This window comes from Brevundimonas bullata (assembly GCF_003350205.1).
In the GTDB taxonomy this organism is placed as follows: domain Bacteria; phylum Pseudomonadota; class Alphaproteobacteria; order Caulobacterales; family Caulobacteraceae; genus Brevundimonas; species Brevundimonas bullata.
In genome coordinates this window covers 1-15,437 of record NZ_QLLC01000008.1, presented here as the reverse complement: position 1 = coordinate 15,437, position 15,437 = coordinate 1, and the positions used below count along the sequence as shown (strand labels likewise).

The 15,437-nt window shown below is 68.2% G+C and carries 18 protein-coding genes; 16 read left to right on the top strand and 2 right to left on the bottom strand.

Annotated features, from left to right (window positions below; all coding sequences use genetic code 11):
- Positions 1-197: 197 nt before the first annotated feature.
- The 5 genes from DXK21_RS05375 (at position 198) to DXK21_RS05355 (ending at position 5,100) form a co-directional block, all read left to right on the top strand.
- Positions 198-752 carry a F0F1 ATP synthase subunit delta gene (locus tag DXK21_RS05375; RefSeq protein ID WP_114816753.1) on the top strand — a complete coding sequence of 185 codons (555 nt, stop codon included), beginning with the start codon at positions 198-200 and terminating at the stop codon, positions 750-752.
- A 66-nt stretch (positions 753-818) separates the two neighbouring features.
- Positions 819-2,351 (top strand): F0F1 ATP synthase subunit alpha, encoded by a 1,533-nt coding sequence (atpA, locus tag DXK21_RS05370; protein WP_114816752.1) that lies wholly within the window; start codon positions 819-821, stop codon positions 2,349-2,351.
- Positions 2,352-2,381: 30 nt separating this feature from the next.
- Positions 2,382-3,251, top strand: a complete 870-nt coding sequence (locus DXK21_RS05365) for a F0F1 ATP synthase subunit gamma (protein ID WP_114816751.1) — start codon at positions 2,382-2,384, stop codon at positions 3,249-3,251.
- A 37-nt stretch (positions 3,252-3,288) separates the two neighbouring features.
- Positions 3,289-4,827 carry a F0F1 ATP synthase subunit beta gene (gene atpD / locus DXK21_RS05360; protein ID WP_114816750.1) on the top strand — a complete coding sequence of 513 codons (1,539 nt, stop codon included), beginning with the start codon at positions 3,289-3,291 and terminating at the stop codon, positions 4,825-4,827.
- Between the two features lie 3 nt (positions 4,828-4,830).
- Positions 4,831-5,100, top strand: coding sequence for an ATP synthase F1 subunit epsilon (locus tag DXK21_RS05355; RefSeq protein ID WP_114816749.1), 270 nt, complete (start codon positions 4,831-4,833; stop codon positions 5,098-5,100).
- 220 nt (positions 5,101-5,320) lie between these two features.
- Here DXK21_RS05355 and DXK21_RS05350 read toward each other — a convergent pair whose 3' ends face one another.
- Entirely contained in the window at positions 5,321-5,803 is a 483-nt protein-coding gene (locus DXK21_RS05350; protein WP_114816748.1) for an RNA pyrophosphohydrolase, read from the bottom strand.
- 76 nt (positions 5,804-5,879) lie between these two features.
- On the opposite strand from DXK21_RS05350, the gene DXK21_RS05345 reads away from it, so the two are divergent.
- The gene (locus DXK21_RS05345; protein ID WP_114816747.1) at positions 5,880-6,287 is read left to right on the top strand and encodes a Tat pathway signal protein; all 408 of its coding nucleotides are present in this window, start codon (positions 5,880-5,882) and stop codon (positions 6,285-6,287) included.
- 134 nt (positions 6,288-6,421) lie between these two features.
- Here the strand turns inward: DXK21_RS05345 and DXK21_RS05340 are convergent, their stop codons facing one another.
- On the bottom strand, positions 6,422-7,396 hold the full coding sequence (locus tag DXK21_RS05340) for an ABC transporter ATP-binding protein (protein WP_114816746.1): 975 nt from the start codon (positions 7,394-7,396) through the stop codon (positions 6,422-6,424).
- Between the two features lie 186 nt (positions 7,397-7,582).
- On the opposite strand from DXK21_RS05340, the gene DXK21_RS05335 reads away from it, so the two are divergent.
- The 10 genes from DXK21_RS05335 to DXK21_RS05290 all read left to right on the top strand — a co-directional run bounded on the left by DXK21_RS05335 (position 7,583) and on the right by DXK21_RS05290 (position 15,040).
- Positions 7,583-7,888 (top strand): hypothetical protein, encoded by a 306-nt coding sequence (locus DXK21_RS05335; protein ID WP_114816745.1) that lies wholly within the window; start codon positions 7,583-7,585, stop codon positions 7,886-7,888.
- Between the two features lie 58 nt (positions 7,889-7,946).
- Positions 7,947-8,183: a zinc-finger domain-containing protein gene (locus DXK21_RS05330; RefSeq protein WP_114816744.1), complete on the top strand. Its 237-nt coding sequence runs from the start codon at positions 7,947-7,949 to the stop codon at positions 8,181-8,183.
- 3 nt (positions 8,184-8,186) lie between these two features.
- Complete coding sequence (locus DXK21_RS05325; protein ID WP_114816743.1) at positions 8,187-8,627, top strand: VOC family protein; 441 nt, start codon at positions 8,187-8,189, stop codon at positions 8,625-8,627.
- 1 nt (position 8,628) lies between these two features.
- The gene (locus DXK21_RS05320; RefSeq protein WP_114816742.1) at positions 8,629-9,246 is read left to right on the top strand and encodes a DUF6655 family protein; all 618 of its coding nucleotides are present in this window, start codon (positions 8,629-8,631) and stop codon (positions 9,244-9,246) included.
- A 102-nt stretch (positions 9,247-9,348) separates the two neighbouring features.
- Positions 9,349-10,023 carry a nicotinate-nucleotide adenylyltransferase gene (locus tag DXK21_RS05315; protein ID WP_245945115.1) on the top strand — a complete coding sequence of 225 codons (675 nt, stop codon included), beginning with the start codon at positions 9,349-9,351 and terminating at the stop codon, positions 10,021-10,023.
- Between the two features lie 117 nt (positions 10,024-10,140).
- Entirely contained in the window at positions 10,141-10,572 is a 432-nt protein-coding gene (rsfS, locus tag DXK21_RS05310; RefSeq protein ID WP_114816741.1) for a ribosome silencing factor, read from the top strand.
- A gap of 20 nt (positions 10,573-10,592) precedes the next feature.
- Positions 10,593-11,057 (top strand): 23S rRNA (pseudouridine(1915)-N(3))-methyltransferase RlmH, encoded by a 465-nt coding sequence (gene rlmH, locus DXK21_RS05305; protein WP_114816740.1) that lies wholly within the window; start codon positions 10,593-10,595, stop codon positions 11,055-11,057.
- Positions 11,058-11,104: 47 nt separating this feature from the next.
- Positions 11,105-12,151 carry a murein hydrolase activator EnvC family protein gene (locus DXK21_RS05300; protein ID WP_245945114.1) on the top strand — a complete coding sequence of 349 codons (1,047 nt, stop codon included), beginning with the start codon at positions 11,105-11,107 and terminating at the stop codon, positions 12,149-12,151.
- Between the two features lie 145 nt (positions 12,152-12,296).
- A complete protein-coding gene (locus DXK21_RS05295) occupies positions 12,297-13,682 on the top strand; it encodes a S41 family peptidase (RefSeq protein ID WP_114816738.1) in 1,386 nt (461 codons plus the stop codon).
- A gap of 152 nt (positions 13,683-13,834) precedes the next feature.
- On the top strand, positions 13,835-15,040 hold the full coding sequence (locus DXK21_RS05290) for a divergent polysaccharide deacetylase family protein (RefSeq protein ID WP_114816737.1): 1,206 nt from the start codon (positions 13,835-13,837) through the stop codon (positions 15,038-15,040).
- The last annotated feature ends 397 nt before the right edge of the window (positions 15,041-15,437 follow it).

Genomic DNA, 15,437 nt, shown 5'->3' with positions numbered 1-15,437 from the left:
CGGGTGCGACCTTATCGTTCCGTCCCCGTCGGTTGCGACGGGGGGGCTTGCGTGTTATCAGCCGCGCGGCTTTAGCGAAGGATGCATCGAAAGATGTGTCCCCAGCGTGCTTTCTACTGGCATTTCAAGCCCTTGGCTGGCGCGAGACATCGCGGCCGGACTCGACCCAAACGCTTCAAATCGCGGACCTTAATTACGTGGCGGACGATTTCAGAACGACGGAAGTCGGTGGGCGCTATGCACAGGCGCTGTTCGACCTCGCTGACGAGACGGGGGCGCTGGACGCCGTGCGCGGCGATCTCGCCTCGCTGAAGGCCGCCTGGCTGGAGAGCGCGGACCTGCGCCGACTTGCAAAGTCGCCGGTGATTTCCGCCGACGACCAGGGCAAGGGCCTGTCGGCGATCGCCGACAAGGCGAAATTCCATGCGACGACCAAGCGGTTCCTCGGCCTGCTGGCCCAGAACGGCCGCGCCGGCGACCTGCCGAGCGTGATCACCGGCTTCGAGGCGCGCTACGCCAAGAAGGCCGGCGTGGTCGCCGCCGAAGTGGTTTCGGCCCTGCCGCTGTCGGCGGCCCAGACCAAGAGCATTCAAACGGCCCTGCGCACGGCGCTGGGCCGCGATCCCGAACTGACCGCCCGCGTCGATCCGTCGATCCTGGGCGGCCTGAAGGTCAAGGTGGGGTCGAAACTGTTCGACGCCTCGCTGAAGACCAAGCTCGACCAGATGACCTTCGCGCTCAAGCGCGCCTAAGCCCCGAATTCAAAGTTCAAGCCGGGCCAGCGGTCCGCACCGAAGACGAAAGCCAGAGAACCCATCATGGATATCCGCGCCGCCGAAATCTCGGCCATCCTCAAGTCGCAGATCGCCTCCTTCGGCGTCGAGGCCGACGTCTCTGACGTCGGTCAGGTGCTGTCGGTCGGCGACGGCATTGCGCGCATCCACGGTCTGGACAACGTCCAGGCCGGTGAAATGGTCGAATTCCCCAAGGCCGGCGTGAAGGGCATGGCCCTGAACCTGGAGCGCGACAACGTCGGCGCCGTGATCTTCGGCGCCGATGCGCAGATCGCTGAGGGCGATGAAGTCCGCCGCCTGGGCGAGATCGTGGACGTGCCGGTCGGCAAGGGCCTGCTGGGCCGCGTCGTCAACCCGCTGGGCGAGCCCATCGACGGCAAGGGCCCGATCCAGTTCACCGAGCGTCGCCGCGTCGACGTCAAGGCGCCGGGCATCATCCCCCGCAAGTCGGTTCACGAGCCGATGCAGACCGGCCAGAAGGCGATCGACACCTTGATCCCCGTCGGCCGCGGCCAGCGCGAGCTGATCATCGGCGACCGTCAGGTCGGCAAGACCGCCATCGCCATCGACACCATCCTGAACCAGAAGAACGTCAACAAGTCGGAAGACGAGTCGGCGAAGCTGTACTGCATCTACGTCGCCATCGGCCAGAAGCGCTCGACGGTGGCCCAGATCGTCAAGACCCTCGAAGAGTCCGGCGCTCTGGAATACACCATCGTCGTCGCCGCCACGGCTTCGGAACCGGCCCCGCTGCAGTTCCTGGCGCCGTTCGCCGGCACCGCCATGGGCGAGTTCTTCCGCGACAACGGCATGCACGCCCTGATCGTCTATGACGACCTGTCCAAGCAGGCCGTGGCCTATCGTCAGATGTCGCTGCTGCTGCGCCGTCCGCCGGGCCGTGAAGCCTACCCGGGCGACGTCTTCTACCTGCACAGCCGCCTGCTGGAGCGTTCGGCCAAGCTGAACGAGGACTATGGTTCGGGCTCGATGACCGCTCTGCCGATCATCGAAACCCAGGCCAACGACGTCTCGGCCTACATCCCGACCAACGTGATCTCGATCACCGACGGCCAGATCTTCCTGGAATCGGACCTCTTCTATCAGGGCATCCGTCCGGCCGTGAACGTCGGCATCTCGGTGTCGCGCGTCGGCTCCTCGGCTCAGATCAAGGCCATGAAGCAGGTCGCCGGTTCGATTAAGGGCGAGCTGGCCCAGTATCGTGAAATGGCCGCCTTCGCGAAGTTCGGCTCGGACCTGGACATCTCGACCCAGAAGCTGCTGGCGCGCGGCGCCCGTCTGACCGAGCTGCTGAAGCAGCCGCAGTACTCGCCCCTGGCCGTCGAAGAGCAGGTCGTTTCGATCTACGCCGGCACGCGCGGCTACCTGGACGGTATCGCCGTTTCGGACATCGGCCGCTTTGAAAGCGAGCTGCTGGCGCGGGTTCACTCGAACCACGCCTCGCTGCTGGAAGGCATCCGCACCAAGAAGGCCCTGACCCCGGAACTCGAAACCGAGCTCAAGGACGTCCTGGCCGCCTTCACCAAGACCTTCGCCTAAGCACTGACCAGAGAGCGAGAGTAGCGCCGGATGGCCAGCCTCAAGGAAATGCGCAATCGGATCGGAAGCGTCAAAGCGACGCAGAAGATCACGAAAGCCATGCAGATGGTCGCAGCGGCCAAGCTGAAGCGTGCGCAGGAGCAGGCCGAGAACGCCCGCCCCTACGCCACGCGGATGGCTTCGGTCATCGCCAACCTGGCGGCCGGCGTCGGCGACGACGGCCCGCGCCTGATGACCGGCACCGGCGCCGACCAGAAGCACCTGGTCGTCGTCGCCACGGCCGACAAGGGTCTGGCGGGCGGTTTCTCGACCAACGTCATCCGCGCTGCGCGGGACCACATCAACAGCCTGATCGCCAACGGCAAGACGGTCGAGATCGTGGCCGTCGGCCGCAAGTCGCGCGACCAGCTGACCCGCCTGTTCGGCGACAAGGTCGTCAAGACCTTCGAGCTGAGCGAGCACAAGACCGTGGGTCTGCACGCGGCCCAGCCGATCGCCGAGCTGCTGGCCGAGAAGTTCGAGGCGGATGAGGCCGACAAGGTCACGCTCTTCTACAGCCAGTTCAAGTCGGTGATCTCGCAGGTCCCGTCGTCGCGTCAGCTGGCTCCGGCCGAAGTCGACGTCGACGCCTCGGCCGATGCGGGCGCGCTCTATGAGTACGAGCCGTCCGAGGAGGAAATCCTCGAGACCCTGCTGCCGCGCAATCTGACGACGCAGATCCTGGCCGCCCTGCTGGAGAACCAGGCTGGTTTCTTCGGCGCGCAAATGGCCGCGATGGACAACGCCACGCGCAACGCGGGCGACCTCATCAACAGCTTGACGCTCCAGTACAACCGCAAACGCCAGGCCCAGATCACCACCGAGCTGATCGAGATCATCGCCGGCGCCGAAGCGCTCTGATCCCGACACGCCAGACATTCCGATACGGACACGCACGATGACCGACACCACCGCCCCGAAGAAAACCGCAGCCAAGAAGCCGGCCGCTCCCAAGAAGGCAGCAGCCGCCGCCGTCGCAGGCCAAGTCGCAGGCTCGGGCAAGATCGCCCAGGTCATCGGCGCCGTCGTCGACATCGAGTTCACCGGCGCCCTGCCGGCGATCCTGAACGCGCTGGAAACCCAGAACATCGACCAGAAGACGGGCCAGCCCTTCACCCTGGTTCTCGAAGTCGCCCAGCACCTGGGTGAGAACATGGTCCGCGCCATCGCCATGGACACCACCGAAGGCCTGACCCGCGGTCAGCCCGTCGTGGACACTGGCAAGTCGATCATGGCCCCGGTCGGCCCGGGCACGCTCGGCCGCATCATGAACGTCGTCGGCCAGCCGATCGACGAAGCCGGTCCGATCAAGACCACGGAATACCGTCCGATCCACCGCGAGGCTCCGACCTTCGAAGAGCAGTCGACCTCGTCGGAAATCCTGGTCACGGGCATCAAGGTCATCGACCTGATCTGCCCCTACACCAAGGGCGGCAAGACCGGCCTGTTCGGCGGCGCTGGCGTGGGCAAGACCGTGACCATGCAGGAACTGATCAACAACATCGCCAAGGCTTACGGCGGTTATTCGGTTCTGGCCGGCGTGGGCGAGCGCACCCGTGAAGGCAACGACCTGTATCACGAGATGATCGAGTCCAACGTGAACGTGGACCCGGCCAAGAACAACGGCTCGACCGAAGGCTCCAAGTGCGCCCTGGTTTACGGCCAGATGAACGAGCCCCCCGGCGCCCGCGCCCGCGTCGCCCTGACCGGCCTGTCGATCGCTGAGTATTTCCGCGACGAAGAAGGCAAGGACGTGCTGCTGTTCGTCGACAACATCTTCCGCTTCACCCAGGCCGGTTCGGAAGTGTCGGCTCTGCTGGGCCGCATCCCCTCGGCCGTGGGCTATCAGCCGACGCTGGCCACCGAGATGGGCAACCTGCAAGAGCGCATCACCTCGACCAAGAAGGGCTCGATCACCTCGGTCCAGGCCATCTACGTTCCCGCCGACGACCTGACCGACCCGGCGCCCGCCGCCTCGTTCGCTCACTTGGACGCGACGACCGTTCTGAACCGCGACATCGCGGCCCAGGCCATCTTCCCGGCCGTGGACCCGCTGGACTCGACCTCGCGCATCATGGACCCGCTGGTCATCGGTGAAGAGCACTACACCGTCGCCCGCCGCGTTCAGGAAATCCTGCAGCAGTACAAGGCGCTGAAGGACATCATCGCCATCCTGGGCATGGACGAGCTGTCGGAAGACGACAAGCTGGTCGTGTCGCGCGCCCGCAAGATCAGCCGCTTCCTGTCGCAGCCCTTCTTCGTGGCCGAGCAGTTCACCAACTCGCCGGGCAAGTTCGTCGAGCTGAAGGACACCATCCGCTCGTTCAAGGGCATCGTCGACGGCGAGTACGACCACCTGCCGGAAGCCGCCTTCTACATGGTCGGCGCCATCGAAGAAGCCGTCGAAAAGGCGGCCAAGATGGCCGCGGAAGCCTAAACCATGGCCGGCAAGCTGAACTTCTCCCTGGTCGCCCCGGAACGCGAAATCTTCGCGGGCTCGGTCGATCAGGTCGACGCCCCGGGCGTCGAGGGCGATTTCGGCGTCCTGCCGGGCCACGCCCCCTTCATGACCACCCTGCGCGAAGGCGTGGTGACGGTCTATGACGGCGCCCAGCGTCGTCGCTTCGACGTCAAGGGCGGCTTCGCCGACGTCAACGGCGAGGGTCTGAGCATCCTGGCCGAAGAAGCCTCGGAGATCGTCGAGGGCTAAGCCTTCGACGATGCCGACAAGATCAGGGCCCCTCGCTTCGGCGGGGGGCCTTTTTCGTGGACGCCGCCCCGCCGTCATTGGAGTTCGCTCGTACTCGCCGTCATCCTCGGGCTTGACCCGAGGATCGGATCGTCCGTCTGCACGACCTCGGCAAGGGTGAGCGCGCCGCTTGGCTCGATCCTCGGGTCAAGCCCGAGGATGACGGCTGAAATAGTGGGCCTCAGCTCTTCGGCAGGTCCTCGAAGGCCGCCACCACCTGCTGATAGACCTCGCGCTTGAAGGGCACGATCAGGTCGGGGGCCTCCTCGAGCGCGCCCCAGCGCCAGGCGTCGAACTCCGGCTCGCCGTGGGCTTCCAGATCGAACTCTGTGTCCTCGCCGGTGAAGCGGAAGGCGAACCAGACCTGCTTCTGGCCCTTGAAGCCCTTCCACGCCTTGGGCCCGCCCATGCCCTCGGGGAAGTCGTAGACGATCCAGCCGCCGGTGCGGCCCAGCAGCTCGACCGAGCGGACGCCGGTCTCTTCCTGTAGTTCGCGCAGGGCGGCGGCTTCCAGGTCCTCGCCCTCATCGACGCCGCCTTGCGGGAACTGCCAGTTCCATGGCTCGGGCGTCCTGGCGCGGCGGCCCAGCCAGACCTGCCCGGCGGTGTTGAACAGCACCACCCCGACATTGGGGCGATAGGCAGAAAGATCGGTCTGGCTCATCACTCCCGATTACGCCCCGGCGCGACGCCCCGCCAGCCGTAACCAGGCCTTAAGCCGACAGGGGATAGGCAGAGGCATGGATCGTCGCGCACTGATCGGCCTCGCCGCCCTGGGTTCCGCACTCGCCGCCGCCGAGGCCGCGATGGCGTCGGGCAAGAGCAGCGGCGGAGGCGCGCCCGCCAACGCCTATATTCCCCTGCCCACGGCCACGGCCACCATCCTGCGTCGCGACGGGCGACGCGGCGTGATGACGGTCGAGGTCGGGGTGGACGTGGCGGACGAGGCCTTGCGCACCCGCGCCGACCAGTCCCGGCCGCGCCTCAGCGCCGCCTATAACGAGGTGGTGCGGCTGGCCGGCGAACGCATCCTGCCGGGCGCCCCGCCGGACGTAGAGTGGCTGAGCCGGGCCTTGCAGGCGGCCACGGACCGGGTGCTGGGCAAGGCCGGGGCCAAGCTGCTGCTCGGGACGGTGATGGTGGTCTGAGGCCTCCCCCATCCGTCATCCCGGCCGAAGCGACAGCGGAGAGCCGGGACCGCCCAAGACATCGACATTGGGAAATGGCAGCGCTTCTTGCGGTCCCGGATAGCGGCTGCGCCGCTTCCGGGATGACGTGACTATCAGTCCTGCGTCGGGCTGGGGCGGCTAGCGTCGCCGTAGGTCATGGCCAGGAAGACGTCTTCCAGGTCCGGGTCCTCGGTGGCGATGTCCTTGATCTTCACGCCCGCGGCGCGAACCGCCATCAGCACCTGCTCGACGCTGGACTCGCCGGTGCGATAGGTGACGACGAAGGCGCCGTTGGCGCGGGGCGCGACGGTGAAGCCGGTCAGGGCCGGAGGGACCGCTTGCGGCGTCTCCGGCGTCACCACCACGTTGCGGGTGTCCAGTCGCTTAAGCAGGGTCTGCGTCGGCTCGCAGGCCACGACCTCACCCCGGTTGATGATGGCGATGGTGTCGCACAGCTCCTGGGCTTCTTCGAGGTAGTGGGTGGTCAGGATGACGGTGACGCCTTCCTCGTTGATCTTGCGGATGTATTCCCACAGCTGTCGACGCAGTTCGACGTCCACGCCCGCCGTTGGCTCGTCCAGGATCAGGACGGGCGGATTGTGCACCAGGGCCTTGGCCACCATCAGGCGGCGCTTCATGCCGCCGGACAGGGCGCGGACATAGGCGTTGGCCTTGTCCGACAGGCCCAGCGCCGCCAGAAGCTCGTCCGAGCGGCGCTCGTTGGCGGGCACGCCATAGAAGCCGGCCTGGACCTCCAGCGCTTCGCGCGGGGTGAAGAAGACATCGGCGACGATTTCCTGCGGGACCACGCCCAGAGCGGCGCGGGCGTCGCGGGCCTCATGGTCGATGTCGCGGTCCCAGATGCGGACGCTGCCCTCGGACTTGTTCACCACCCCGGCGATGATGTTGATCAGGGTCGACTTGCCCGCGCCGTTGGGCCCCAGAAGCCCGAACATCGAGCCGCGCGGCACCGTCAGGTCGACGCCGCGCAGGGCGGTCTTGGCCGGCGACTTCTTGTTGCCCGCATAGGTTTTCTTCAGGCCCCGCACCTCGATGGCGTTGACGGGCAGGGCAGGGGTCTCGGTCATGCGGGGGTTTCACTCGACGGCGGAAGTGTGCGGCATAGGTAGGGGGCGAAGGGCGGTTCGCCAAGGCGCTGTTGTGCGACGAGAAGACAAGGCTTCATGTCTTTGTGTAAATGATGCTTGACCTCGGTTTTCGGAATGTCTAGTTTCCTTGTCATAAAGACAGACTTCCTTGATGGAGAGACGCTCATGACCGCCCTGCCAGTCCAGATGAAGAAACCCCTGACCAAGACCCGCCTGATCGGCTTCGCCGCCCTGGGCGTCTGCGCCCTCGGCTATACCGGCATGGGTCTGGCCCTGCTGGCGGGCAAGCTGGACTATCTGGACATGACCTATGCGGCCCTGCTGGCCGCCGTCGCCGCCCTGATCGGCGAGATCGGCCTGTGGGTCGGCGCCGGCTGCCTGGGCCTGACCCTGTTCAAGAAGCGCAAGGCCATGCTGGACAGGCTGTTCCGCCGCCAGCCCCCGGCCGCCACTCAGGCCTCTGAGGTTTGACCTAAAGGTCCGGTCCTTCTAGGAACGGCGCGAGCCTTTCCAGACTGGACCGGACCCCATGCCTCCCCGCCATACCGACGCTGTCATTCCCCCGCCCGAAGAGATCGTGGTCTCGTCCAAGCGCGTCGCCTGCGATGGCGGCGGCGTCCTCGGCCACCCCCTGGTCTATCTGGAGATGGGGGAGGACGACTTCGTCGAGTGCGGCTACTGCGACCGCCGCTTCGTCCTGTCGGCCCATGCGCACCCCGAGAGCGAGTACCTGGACCCGGCGGCCCGCCCGCCCGAGGCCCACTGAGCCATGCGCTATCTGCACACCATGGTCCGCGTGAAGGACCTGGAGGCGTCGCTGCACTTCTATCGCGACCTGCTGGGTCTGGTGCAGACGCGCCGGATGGACAGCGAGGCCGGGCGCTTCAGCCTGATCTATCTGGCCGCCCCCCAGGACCAGACGCGCGCCGAGACCGAGAAGTCGCCCGAGGTCGAGCTGACCTTCAACTGGGACCCCGAGGACTATCAGGGCGGCCGCAACTTCGGCCACCTGGCCTTCGAGGTCGAGGACATCTACGCCGCCTGCCAGCGTCTGATGGACGGCGGGGTCGTGATCAATCGTCCGCCGCGCGACGGCCATATGGCCTTCGTCCGCTCGCCCGACGGCATCTCGATCGAGCTGTTGCAAGGCGGCCAACGTCTGGCCCCGGCCGAGCCCTGGGCCTCCATGCCCAACGTCGGAGCCTGGTGACTTGACCACGGCGCGTCTGATCGTCCTGCTGGCCGCGACCGCCGTCCTGGCCGGTTGCGCCTCCGTGACCGAGACCAATCCGGCGCGGACGGCCACCGACATGCTGCTGGTCAACCGCGCCGCCGACCGCGCGGTCGAGGGCCTGACCCTGCCGATCCCGCAAGGCGCGCGGGTCTTCATCGACGAGACCTATTTCCAGGCCGAGAACGCCCGCTATGCGCTGAGCGCCATCCGCGCCGCCCTGTCGGACGCGGGCTACGCCATCAGCCGCGACCGCGACAGCGCCGACGCCATCTTCGAGGTCCGCGCCGGCGCCCTGTCGCTGGAGCAGATGCGCCGGGTCTTCGGCATTCCCGACATGCGGGTGCCGATCAACGAGACGCTGAACGTCGTCTCCATCCCCGAACTGTCGATCTATTCCAACCGCGACCGCATGGGCGTGGCCGAGTTTTCCGGCTTCCTCTACGACGGCCGCACCGGCCTGCCGCTCGGCGCTGTCGCCCCCATGATCGGCCAATACAAGATCCGCAGTCACAAGGCCCTGATGGTCGTGACCTGGGGCCAGCAGCTGGCCCAGCCGGGCGAACGCGATCCCGGCTCCAGCTGGAAAGAGTTCTAAGGCTTTCGTCCGTCTGCTGAAGCGAGACAGGGGCGTCGCCGCGTGTTAGGGCGCGGGTGAGCATAAGTCCGCCCTCTCATCGACGCCGCCAAAGAGCCGCCCTTGTCCTTCTTCCACGCCGGTCCCGCGCCGAAAGGCTTCGGCCCTCGACCCGGCGCCCTGCGCGACGGGCTGGACCTGCATCCGGGCATGAAGGTCGGCCTGTTCGGCGGCTCCTTCAATCCGGCCCACGACGGCCACGCCCATGTGGCCGAGACGGCGATGCGGCGTCTGGGTCTGGATCGGGTGGTCTGGCTGGTCTCGCCGCAGAACCCGCTGAAATCCAGTCACGAGACCGCGCCGCTGGCCGAGCGCATGGCCTCCGCCCGCGCCGCCGCGGCCACGGTCGGACCCGCCATGATCGTCTCGGACTTCGAGACCCGCGTCGGCACGCGCTGGACCGTCGACACGGTGCGGGTGCTGACGGCCCGCTATCCGGGGGTGAAGTTCGTCTGGCTGATGGGCTCGGACAATCTGGCCAGCTTCCATCGCTGGCGGGGCTGGACCGACATCATGCGGCTGATGCCCGTCGCCGTGGTCGCGCGACCGGGCAGCCAGCTGGACAGCCGCACCGCGCCCGCCGCCGCCCGCTTCGCCCGTTTCCGCATTCCGGCGGCCCAGGCCGGGCTGCTGCCCAGCTTGCAGGCGCCGGCCTGGACCTATCTGACGGCGCCGCTGAATCCGCGCTCCTCGACGGCGATCCGGCGGGGCGAGGCGCAGAGTCCCGGCGGTGGGTGACCTTTCCGGCGAGATGTGCTAGGTTGCCGCCTTTAGTAATCTCCCCGGAGCCCTCCGCTGACCCCCTCGCCCGCGCACGATGCGCAAAACGCCGCCGTTTCCAACGCGGCCCATGAAATGGACCCGATCGATTCCGTCCATTCCGACGACGGTCAGGCAGAAGGCGGTCCCAGTAGCGGTGATCAGGCCCTTCCGGTCGGCCAATCCGATCTGGAACGCGCCATCATCGCCAAGCTGGACGACGATAAAGCCCTCGACATGGTCCTGATCGACCTGCGCGGCAAAAGCCCGATGTCCGACGCCATGATCGTGGCTTCCGGCCGGTCCAACCGCCACGTCGGCGCCCTGGCCGACCACCTGCTGCGCCTGTTCAAGGAAATGGGCTTGGGCAAGGTCAAGGTCGAGGGTCTGCCGCACTGCGACTGGGTGCTGCTGGATGCGGGCGACGTCATCGTCCACCTGTTCCGCCCCGAAGTGCGCACCTTCTACAATATCGAGAAGATCTGGGCCATCGACAGCGCCCACCGCGGCGGCGCGGGCGTCGCCTGATCTACGGATAGGCTAACCCTATGAAGCTGGCGATCGCGGCCATCGGCAAGCCGGGCCGCGGTCCCGAGGCCGCTCTGGCCGATGACTATGCCCGGCGGGCGACCCTTGCGGGCCGTCCGCTGGGGCTCGGTCCGCTGGAGCTTCTCGATCTCGAACCCCGCAAGTCCGGCAAGGCCCCCGAGGCTGAGCTGATCCTGGCCGCCGCCGAGGGCTCGCACCTGATCGCCTGCGATGAACGCGGCAAGACCTATTCGTCCCGCGCCTTTGCTGACCACATCGCCGCCCTGCGCGATCAGGGCGAGCGGCGGCTGGTCTTCGCCATCGGCGGGGCCGACGGTCTGGACGAGAGCGTGCGCCGCGCCGCCCGTTCGACCCTGGCCTTCGGGCCCCAGACCTGGCCCCACGCCCTGGCCCGCGCCATGCTGGCCGAACAGCTTTATCGCGCCGTGACCATCCTGTCCGGCTCGCCCTATCACCGCGACTGATGCGCCGGGGGGCGGGACTTCTTCTTGTGTCGTCGGGGTTGGCGCTGATGCTGGCGGGGCCCGCGTCGAGCCAGCGCGGGGCTGCGCCCAATCCTGAACTGACCCGGCTCCAGGCCGAGTACCGCGACGAGACCGCCCGCGCGCGGCGCCTGCGCGCCGAGGCCGCCGCCGCCGGGGACGAGGTCGTCGATCTGGACCGGCAACTGGCCGAGCTGCGCCGGGCCGAGGCTCAGGATGACGTGCAGATGGAATCCCAGCGCGCCCGGCTGAAGGAACTGGGCGACCGCGAGGCCGCTCTGGTCGCCTCCCTGTCCCGCGAGCGGGCGGGGCAGGGGCGTCTGCTGTCAGCCTTGCAGATGATGAGCCGCAAGCCGCCGCCGCCCCTGCTGATCCCGGCGGACCAGGCGGTCGACACGGTGCGCGCCTCCATCCTCATCCGCGCAATGACGCCTGAGCTGCAAAGCCGCGCCAAGGCCCTGGTCGAGCGTCAGGCCGAGGTGATCCGCATCCGCCGCCTGGCCGCTCTGTCCAGCGAGCGCCTGTTCACCGTCGAGAGCGCGCAGGGCGACCGTCGCGCCGAGATCGAAAGCCTGTCGGCGCGCAAGGTCGCCCTGCGCGCCGTCCTGCGCGCCGAGGCCGCCCGCGCCGAACGCGCCACCCGCGCCCTTGAGGCCCGCATCCGCGAACTGGGCGGCCAGACCCCGGTCATCGCCGAGGCCGCCGTCGAGGCCCCCGCCGCCCGTCTGCCCGCCGGGCGCAGCCGCCTGACCGCCCCGGTGCAGGGCGCACCGTCGCAGCGCTTCGGCGGCGGCTCCAGCGGCTGGCGCTGGCGTTCCAGCCACGAGGTCATCGCCGCCCCCGCCCCCGCCCGTGTCGCCTACGCCGGCCCGCTGAAGGAATGGGGCGAGGTGGTCATTCTGGACCTCGGCCCCGGCTGGCGCGTGGTCGTGGCCGGGCTGGATCAACTGTCGGTGGACACCGGCCAGCGCGTCGCCGACGGCCAGGCCCTGGGTCGCACCGGCGAGGACGGCGAGGCCTATTTCGAACTGCGCCGCGACGAACGGCCCATCGACCCGGCGCCCTGGCTGCAATAGGGCGGCAATAGGGGCCGTTCGCGCGCGAAAGTCCTTTCAAATCCGCGCGGACGCTGATTGTATCGGCGCATCTGACGTCGGCGTGTGAACGCCCGCGCCTCCCTGGACGACCGGAGCCCGAGCGGGTCCGATGGAAAGACACCGAATGCGTAAACTGCTTCTCATCGGTTGCGCCGCCCTGGCCCTGGGCGGATCGGCGGCGGCTGTCGCCAGCCAGACCCCGCGCAACGAGACCTTCCGCATGCTGCAGATGTTCGGCGACGTCCTGGGCATTGTCGAGCAGGCCTATGTGGTGCCGGTCGACAACAAGAAGCTGATCGAGGCGGCGCTGTCGGGCATGATGACGGCGCTGGACCCCCACTCCAACTATCTGCCGCCGAAATCCTATGGCGACCTGCGCGAGCGGACCACGGGCGAGTATTCCGGCGTCGGCCTGACCATCACCTCCGAGGGCGGTCTGGTGAAGGTCATCTCGCCGATGGACGACAGCCCGGCGGGCCGCGCCGGCGTCCAGGCAGGCGACGTCATCAGCGCCATCGACGGCCAGAACGCCGCCGGCCTGACGGTCTCCGAGGTCTCCGAGAAGCTGCGCGGCGCCATCGGCGCCAGCGTCACCGTCACCTTCCTGCGCGACGGCGAGGAGCCCCGCGAGGTGGTCCTGACCCGCGAGGTCATCAAGGTCGAATCCGTGACGGGCCGTCTGGAAGGCGACTTCGGCTATCTGCGCATCTCAACCTTCAATGAGAACACCGGCCGTGAGCTGACCGAGACCATCGAGCGCCTCAAGCGCGAGAAGCCCGGCATCAAGGGCTATGTCCTGGACCTGCGCAACAACGGCGGCGGGCTGCTGACCGCCGCCATCGACGTCTCCGACGCCTTCCTGGAGCGCGGCGAGATCGTCAGCCAGCGCGGGCGCAAGCCGGACGACATCGAACGCTACGCCGCCAAGCCGGGCGACCTGAGCGGCGGCCTGCCGGTCGTGGTCCTGATCAACTATGGTTCCGCTTCGGCGTCCGAGATCGTCGCGGGCGCCCTCAAGGATCAGGAGCGGGCGACGGTCGTCGGCCTGACCAGCTTCGGCAAGGGCTCGGTGCAGACCGTCATCCCGCTGCGCGGCGGCGCCGACGGCGCCCTGTCGATCACCACGGCGCGCTATTTCACCCCGTCGGGCCGCTCGATCCAGAAGATCGGCATCGAGCCGGACCTGGAGGTCGCGCGTTCCGAGGCCGAGGCCCGCATCGTCTCGCGCTCCAGCTTCATCTATTCGGAAGCCGCCTACGCCACGGCGCTGGACGCCTCCATCGGCGCCGAGCGCAAGGGCGCCCACACCCCGCAAGAAGCGCCCGGCAAGGACTTCGACAAGACCAAGGACTATCAGTTGCAACGCGCGCTGGATGTCCTGCGCGCGGGCGGCGACCTGACCAAGCTGGCCGCCGCGCCGGACACGGTCGTGGTCACTGCGCCGGGCTCCAAGCCGGTCGAGACGGCCGAGGTGGATGAGCCCAAGCCGGACGATGCGACGCCGGACTGATCGGCGTCGCCCCGATTTTCTGAGCGGACGTCAACGTGGTGAATAGGGCGTTAGGGTTTCTTAACCGGCGCTGGGGATAAGTGAGGATCGAGGAGCGCCGCGTCGTGTGGTTCTCCAGTTCCCGCCCCTGTCGTTCGAGCGCCGCCCTGTCCATGTTCGCCAAGCGCCAGTCCGCCCTCGCCGCCGCCGCCGGTCTGCCGCCGGAGGATCGTTCGCGTCTGAACCTCGACACCGTCGTCGTCGCCCTGAAGAAGCCGCCGGTCGCCGTGGCCGCTGCGGGCGTCTTCGTTCTGGCCGCCGGGGCTCTGTTCGTCGCCGTCCTGGGCGATCCGCGCGCGGGCGCGCCCTCGGCCCGTGTGGCGCTGCAACGCCCGGCTGCGGCCGCCGATCCGGCCCCGACCGGCGCCGACGCCTTCGCCATGAGCGGTCTGGATCTCTATCAGGACATGGCCGGCGTCGACCCGGCCCTGCTGGACCCCAATGGCGCCGCCGGGGGCGAGGCCCTGATCACCTTGCCGGACGGCGCCAGCGTGGCGGGCGGTTCGGCCATCGCGGCGCCGGTGCGCGCGCCCTCCAACCCCCTGCCCAAGGCCCCGATCGCGGGCCTGTTCTCGCCCGGCCCCAACGGCCCCCTGCCGCGCATCGCGCCCGACGGCCGCGTCCCGGCCCAGGCCTACGCCCGCCCCTTCCGCTCGAACGGCAAGCCCATGGTGTCCCTGGTCGTCGGCGGCCTGGGCCTGAACGCCGTCACCACCCGCGCCGCCATCGAGCGCCTGCCCGCCGAGGTGACGCTCAGCTTCGTGCCTTACGCCGAGGGGCTTCAGGCCTGGATCGACATGGCCCGCGCCCAGGGCCACGAGGTGATGATCGAGCTGCCGATGGAGCCCACCGGCTATCCCGACAACGATCCCGGTCCCTACACCCTGCTGTCCAGCGGCGGCGGCGACGACGTGGAAGCCAAGCTGGACTGGCTGCTGGGCCGCGCGACCGGCTATTTCGGCGTGACCAACTATCTGGGCGACCGTTTCGCGACCTCGGACGAGGGCATGGGCGCCATGTTGGCCGTGTTGCGCCAGCGCGGCGTGGCCTTCCTCGACGACGGCTCCATGCGCAGGAAGCCGGGCGCCTTCGCCCGCGCCAGCGCCGACCGCATCATCGACGAACAGCAGAGCCCCGCCGCCATCATGGGCCAGCTCAACGCCCTGGAAGCCGCCGCCAAGATGCGCGGCGCCGCCCTGGGAACCGGCTTCTCCTATCCCGTCACCGTCGAAGCCGCCGCCCGCTGGACGGCCGGGCTTGAGGCGCGCGGTCTGCAACTGGCCCCGGCCTCGGCCATGACGCGGCGTCCGGGGCGCTAGCGGCTAGATCAGTACCGCCGACAGCCAGGCGCCGCCGAACGAGGCGGTGGCCAGGATCAGGAGCAGGCCCTCGAAGGGGGAGAGGGTCCAGGCTGAGCGTCTGCGGCGGATTCGGCTGTCCATCTGTGCCTCTCACTCGTGATGATGACCTTGAGGGCCAAAGCCGCCGCGCCGCGGATCGGCAGCGGCTGGCCGTAAAGGCCTCGCCACAGCACATCCATCGCGCGATCAGCTTCCCCCAAGGGTTCCATGCGCGCATTGGGCCATCGTCGGACGGCTGTCGTCGCCATCAAATGTTAGGTCTTGTGGACAACGTCGGTTTTTGTGTTCGAGAGCAAAAGCCTAGGTGGTGTGGACAAAGTGCCTGACCCACAAGCGGATTGAAGCGACGAGGACG